At 39.6% G+C, this 5,950-nt stretch carries 8 protein-coding genes; 7 read left to right on the forward strand and 1 reads right to left on the reverse strand.

From position 1 onward, the window contains the following. The 6 genes from HPY60_11160 to HPY60_11185 form a co-directional block, all read left to right on the forward strand. Positions 1-1,254: restriction endonuclease (locus HPY60_11160; GenBank protein NPV51736.1), on the forward strand; the 1,254-nt coding region annotated here is incomplete at its 5' end. A 116-nt stretch (positions 1,255-1,370) separates the two neighbouring features. Continuing rightward, on the forward strand, positions 1,371-2,684 hold the full coding sequence (locus HPY60_11165) for an IS4 family transposase (GenBank protein NPV51737.1): 1,314 nt from the start codon (positions 1,371-1,373) through the stop codon (positions 2,682-2,684). Between the two features lie 10 nt (positions 2,685-2,694). After that, complete coding sequence (locus tag HPY60_11170) at positions 2,695-2,853, forward strand: hypothetical protein (protein ID NPV51738.1); 159 nt, start codon at positions 2,695-2,697, stop codon at positions 2,851-2,853. A 125-nt stretch (positions 2,854-2,978) separates the two neighbouring features. Beyond that, positions 2,979-3,725, forward strand: coding sequence for a ParA family protein (locus tag HPY60_11175; GenBank protein ID NPV51739.1), 747 nt, complete (start codon positions 2,979-2,981; stop codon positions 3,723-3,725). Beyond that, on the forward strand, positions 3,722-4,177 hold the full coding sequence (locus HPY60_11180; protein NPV51740.1) for a hypothetical protein: 456 nt from the start codon (positions 3,722-3,724) through the stop codon (positions 4,175-4,177). The genes HPY60_11175 and HPY60_11180 overlap by 4 nt, the downstream gene beginning before the upstream one ends. Positions 4,178-4,293: 116 nt before the next feature. After that, entirely contained in the window at positions 4,294-4,827 is a 534-nt protein-coding gene (locus tag HPY60_11185; protein NPV51741.1) for a hypothetical protein, read from the forward strand. Between the two features lie 49 nt (positions 4,828-4,876). Here the strand turns inward: HPY60_11185 and HPY60_11190 are convergent, their stop codons facing one another. Continuing rightward, entirely contained in the window at positions 4,877-5,101 is a 225-nt protein-coding gene (locus tag HPY60_11190; GenBank protein NPV51742.1) for a hypothetical protein, read from the reverse strand. 271 nt (positions 5,102-5,372) lie between these two features. Here HPY60_11190 and HPY60_11195 point away from each other — a divergent pair, with 271 nt between their 5' ends. After that, positions 5,373-5,876, forward strand: coding sequence for a hypothetical protein (locus HPY60_11195; protein ID NPV51743.1), 504 nt, complete (start codon positions 5,373-5,375; stop codon positions 5,874-5,876). Positions 5,877-5,950: the final 74 nt, after the last annotated feature.

Below are 5,950 nucleotides of genomic sequence, written 5' to 3' on the forward strand. Positions count from 1 at the left end.
GGCTTCTTTGGAATGATTGTATCAAATAAATGGATGAGTGCTAGCTATGGAGCGGCCTTACGTCGTTTTATTGCTGAGAAAACAACCATCCAGCAGATAGTAGATTTTGGGGAGTTGCCAGTTTTTAATGATGCATCTACATTCCCTGCTATCATAATTATAAAGAATGTCTCTACAAATGAGCAAAAGTTCATTTATGCATTAATCAAAACGCTTAGGTTTAAATCCATTAAAGATGAAGTAATAAAAATAGGTCTGCAGATGGATTCCCAGGCAGTTAGCGGTGATATTTGGACCCTTACCAGCAGAGATAAAATTATTATTATAGAAAAGATGAAGCATATTGGATCTACATTAGATGAATATGTAAATGCAAAAATATTCAGAGGCGTATTAACTGGCCTTAATGAGGCTTTTATCATAGATTCAGGGACGAGAGATAGACTGATCAAAGAGGACCCAAAGAGCGAAGAACTAATAAAACCATTTTTAATGGGTAGGGATATAGATCGCTATTATCCACCTCAAAGTAAAAACTATCTGATATTTGCTAGAAGAGGCGTTAAAATAGATAATTACCCTGCAATAAAGCAACATTTGCTTAGCTATAAGATACAGTTAATGCCTAAACCAAGAAATTGGACTGGTCCAGGTAAATGGGGAGGAAGAAAACCAGGCAACTATCAATGGTATGAAATACAAGATACTATTGATTATTATACTGAATTTGAGAAGCCAAAGATAATCTATCCAGATATCTCCATAAAACCAAAATTTACCTTAGACGAAAATGGAGTTTATACTATTAACACTGTGTACTTCATACCAGCTAAAGATCTATATCTCTTGGGGATTCTAAACTCTTCAACTATGTGGACCTACCTAAAATATACCTGCACAGTAATTGGAGATGCAGATGAAAGAGGTAGGCTCAGGCTGTTTTATGCATTCATTAAAAACATACCAATCCCAAATTCAGATAAGGCTCACCATGATCGCATGGTTTCCCTTGTAGAACAGATGCTTGGTCTCTATAAGCAAAGGGGATCTGAGGCACAGAATTTCCTCAGATGGCTTGAAGGTGAGATAGGTGTCAAAGTCCAAGACCTCAATGTAGCCTCTAAGCTCCAAGAATACTACGGCGTGGACTTCTCTGGATTCCATGACCTCCTGATTAAAAACAAAAGGAAGCTGAAGGCAGGCTATAACCCCAGAGGCAGAGAGAATAAAGAGCTTTCATTGGTCATCGGTTAAGGACAGTTAGGACGAGTGTTATGTAATATTGCCTTTTTGTACTTAGTATATTTTTAATTCATGTTTAGATATATATAGGAGCTGTGATCTAATTATCCCTCAAGAAGGGGTAGCAAATGGCAGCAGAACGCTCGTTAGCAGAGCAAAGTTTCATAGAGAAGGATCTATGCACGATGTTCTCGCCGGACTTTTTGAGGAAAACTGCGGCAGAGACTGGTCTAATAAAGCGTGAACGTAAAATCGATGCAGTAATCATATTTTGGGTTTTGGTTCTGAGTTTCGGAGTCCGTCTTCAGAGATCGCTGGCTAGTTTGAAGAGAAGTTATGAAAAAGAAGCTCATGAAAAACTAAGTGATAGTAGCTGGTATTACAGATTTACTCCAGAACTTGTGGAATTTCTCAAAGCATGTGTTCTTCATGGAATTGAATACCTTGCGCAAGAACAGAGTTATAATCTCAATAAGAAGTTATTTCAGTTTCGAGACGTCTTGATCCAAGATAGCACAATAGTTCGACTTCATTCAAGTCTGGCAAAGCTCTACCCAGCGGCCCGATCCAAAGGAGAAGCTGCTGGCCTTAAGATTGCGGTTCTTGTCAGTGCAGTTGGAAACACCCCAGAAAGCGTTGCTATACACAACGAACGCACCAATGAGCTAAAGACTATTAAAGTCGGCCCCTGGATAAAAGGGAAAATACTGCTCATTGATCTTGGTTTCTATAAATATCAACTATTTGCCAGAATAGCTGAGAACGGAGGTTTTTTAGTCTCTCGATTAAAGGATAATTCGAATCCAATGATCATAAAGGCAAATAGGTCCTGGAGAGGTCAGAGTATAGATGTGTGCGGTGCATATCTACAAGATGTGTTACCCAAGCTCAAACGACAAATTTTGGATGTGGAGATCGAGGTTTCCTTTAAACGCAGAGCATATAAAGGAGTAAAAAGACCCGATACACATCGATTCCGTCTTGTCGCTATCTATAATGATGAAGATGAAAAATATCATACATATATTACTAATATTAACTCAGATATTCTTGAACCTGAGGATATCGGAAAGCTTTACGGAGCTAGATGGGATATCGAATTGATGTTTAAAGAGCTAAAGAGCAGGTATGCATTAGACGCCCTGGATACTAAAAATCCTTTGATAATTGAAGCTCTTATATGGGTTGCGATCTTAACACTTCTTGTTAGCAGGAGAACATATTTTAATGTTAGAAAAATTCATCCAGGAAAAAATATTGTAAGATTCACTCAACTTCGATGGAGTATTATCTTCGCGGAGAATGCAGATGATCAGTTGACTCTTATTCTACGATATCTGGGAATAACAAGGACTTGGGAAACTCTAGCAGGTGTTTACGATAGTCAAGCCCTAGACCCCCATGTAAACCGCGAACGCTTTAGAGCTGAGTGGTGGGCTTAACCGATGACCAATGAAAGAGCTTTTAGAGGAAGAATTCAATAGATCTGCAGATAAGATCAGGCAGATCAATGTCATGATAGATGAGACTGACAGACAGATTGATGCTCTAGTCTACGAGCTTTACGGGCTGACTGAGGAGGAGATTAAGATAGTGGAAGAGAGCCGATAAACAGGTCTACCCTAATGCTTTAGGCCTAAAGGTTTTAGACAAAATGCTTAAACCTAAAGGTTAAACCCTTTAGCATTTGTCCCTTAGCCAAAAGGTTAAAGCCTTAGACCTTAATCTTTTAGGCCATGCAGATAATAGCCATTGCTAACCAGAAAGGAGGCTGTGGCAAAACCACCACTACAGTTAATCTGGCTGCTTATCTAGCTCTTAATGGGAAGAAGACTCTTTTAGTTGACCTAGATCCTCAGGGCTCTTCTACAAGGCATTTGGGCCTTAATGAGCTGGATAAGACCATGTATGATGTATTGATGAGAGGCTTAGACATCAGGGCCTTAATCAAGAATACAATGGTCTCAGGCCTGGATATAGCTCCTACCAATAATTTCCTAGGCAAAGCAGAGCTGGAGCTGGCTTCCAAGCTCACTGCCAGGGAGTCAGTACTCAGGCCAAAGCTAAGAGGCTTAGAAGGCTATGATTACGTGCTGATAGATACTCCTCCTACTCTGGGATTCTTAACCCTAAATGCTCTGGTAGCCTCTGACATGGTGCTGATCCCTATTCAAACTCAATTCTTTGCTCTAATGGGCCTCTCCATGATTCTTGATCTTCTGGAGCTGATTAAGAACGATTTAGGCTATGATATCCAGAAGAAATATCTGCTTACCCTATTCGATCCTAGGACAAAGATGGCCAAAGAAATCGTAGCTCAGGTTAGGGAGAACCTGGGAGAGGATGTATTCAAAACAGTAATTCCCAACAATATCAGATTGGCCGAAGCTCCCAGCTATGGGGTTCCTATCTCAATACATTCTCCAGAGTCTCCTGGAGCTTTGGCTTACTCAAATTTAGCAAAAGAGGTGATAGCATTATGAGTCCTGGAGCTGGAGAAGAGCTTAAGCACCTAATGGCCGGCGTGAAATCCAAGACATCCAAACCTGAAGGCTTAGACTCTAAGGATGAAGGTTTAAGCCTAAATGATAAAGCTTCAAACCCTAAGGATAAAGCCTTAGACTTTAAGCCTAAAGGTAATGGGCCTAAATCCTTAGACCTAATGGATAAAGGTTTAGACTTAAAGGACAAAGGACTAAACTCTAAGGCTAAAGGCTTAAACCTAAAGGCTTTAGGCGAAGCTGTGGAAGGAGCGAACAGCAATAGGCAATCTATAGCGATCTGGAGCCCTAAGATCTCTGCTGTAATGTGGTACCTGAAGAAGACAACTCCAGAGTTCTCTATCTCAGAAGAAGCCAGGGCGATCCTAGAGGAAGGCCTGGAGAAAAAGTATCCTGAGCTTTTCCAGAAGGTAAAGGAAGGGATGAAGAAATGATTTTTTGCCCATTTGATGAGGGCACCAAGAAAAAGGGCTGGTGGAGATTCTGTAAAATGATCATCCATCTTTTAATAAACTAAGACATATTCACTGAGTTTAAAGAGGGTACGAATTTGAAGTCTGACTCTGATGAATACCCATATTATCTTGTAGATGCTACTAATGAAATGTTTATGTGGCTTAGCGAATTTTTATCGCATGATAAAGAGCACGCAGAAAGAATATCTGGCAAGTCATACTACAATATAAATACCTATAAGATTTCTAAAGCACTTAAACGATTGAAATGCGATGAAAATTTTTTAAACGATTTTATAAAAACCAGTGGTATCGAATGGGAATCACTCGAAATCTATTATCTACAAAACGAGCATATGATAAGAACTATTGAAGAGAAGATTCTAATAAGAGGAGGCATGTACCCAGAAGCAGCGAGATTTATTTTAGAAGAAGCCACGAAATTAATAAAAACTGAATGGCCTTCTAAAAAATGGCCTTCTAAAATTGAGAGAGTTATAACGCCACGTAGGGTTTTTTGCATAATCGGAGGCGCAGCAATTATTGCTTTGAATGCAACATCGGGTCTTAACGAACCCGCCATTCAAATATCTTATGCGCTAGGTGCTGTATTAATGGACAAGGCCTAAGGGATAGCCAAATAAGGATAACTAGTGATATGGTAAGTTTGGATCCAGCTTATCCTTCCAGGCAGAACTCTTGAGGCCATAATCCATCTTCAGAGGCCATAGAGCCAATATCCTCAGCTTCGAAGCGGCACCGGATCATCTCATCAACCTCCGAAAGCCGAACCCTGAAGACCTCGGCCAAGATCTCTTTGGCGGCCTCCAGCTCCATAGCCTTCATATCGTGGTGCATTGCCTTATTCTGTGGCCTGATTAGCTGCTCCAAGACTCCTGCCATGATAGGCATATACTACGTGCAAGTTTAAGTACTTTGGCCGGAAAACAATATCAATAGATCATTTTTACATAATAGAAAGTATGAATAAGATAGAAAAGATAGAATGAATTTAGGTCAATGTTGGTCAATCCCATCCATCAGAGAAGATGCATAAAAATAGCCGAAGTCTAATTAATTGCCAATTAAAATAATTTTTGTAACGTCTCAGAATCAGTTAGAGAAATGTTTTTCTGTAATAAAAATGTAGACCATATCTGAGGGAAAGAAAGATATGAAACAATTTGAAATCATAGTCCTGGTGGCCGCTATTCTCGCAGTGCTATTAACTGCAGGATGTACAAGCAGTCCAGAAAAAGAAGTATCGAATACAAGCATAATAGCTTCAAATTCTGAAAACGGACCCAGATATGTACAGATTAACTTCCTTGATGGAACAAATGCAGGCGGCGAGTATGTTTCAGAAACAGCAGCATTCACGACAATTAAAGTGATGTATATACTTGATCCAGAAGCGTACACATACTATAATGACAGCTATGTGAGAGATCCCAACAAGTACATTGTCCGCGGAAATGGGGCAGAAGTTGGATTCAAAAACGAATTGATTAACACGATGATTAATATAGAAGATCCTGAATCGTTCATAGAGAAGACCCAAAAAGAAATAGAAGATGAAATAACAGCAGCGCAAAAAGCATATGAAGAAAAAATGGAGAAATACGCGATAGCAGCCGCAGAACGTGAAGCAAAGAGAGTAAAACCAAACCCAAAATAAACACTTTTTTTGAAATATTTATTTTCGAAATATTTCTAATAGATATCCCCAGGGTGAGCGCGGATATAGCAGTA

Origin of the sequence: Methanofastidiosum sp., assembly GCA_013178285.1 — an archaeon.
Classification (GTDB): Archaea; Methanobacteriota_B; Thermococci; order Methanofastidiosales; family Methanofastidiosaceae; genus Methanofastidiosum.

Bases quoted from the DNA above. Each gene is read 5' to 3' on its own strand.
- HPY60_11180 (NPV51740.1), top strand. From the start codon at position 3,722: ATGAGTCCTGGAGCTGGAGAAGAGCTTAAGCACCTAATGGCCGGCGTG.
- HPY60_11170 (NPV51738.1), top strand. From the start codon at position 2,695: ATGAAAGAGCTTTTAGAGGAAGAATTCAATAGATCTGCAGATAAGATC.
- HPY60_11165 (NPV51737.1), top strand. From the start codon at position 1,371: ATGGCAGCAGAACGCTCGTTAGCAGAGCAAAGTTTCATAGAGAAGGAT.
- HPY60_11195 (NPV51743.1), top strand. From the start codon at position 5,373: ATGAAACAATTTGAAATCATAGTCCTGGTGGCCGCTATTCTCGCAGTG.
- HPY60_11175 (NPV51739.1), top strand. From the start codon at position 2,979: ATGCAGATAATAGCCATTGCTAACCAGAAAGGAGGCTGTGGCAAAACC.
- HPY60_11190 (NPV51742.1), bottom strand. From the start codon at position 5,101: ATGGCAGGAGTCTTGGAGCAGCTAATCAGGCCACAGAATAAGGCAATG.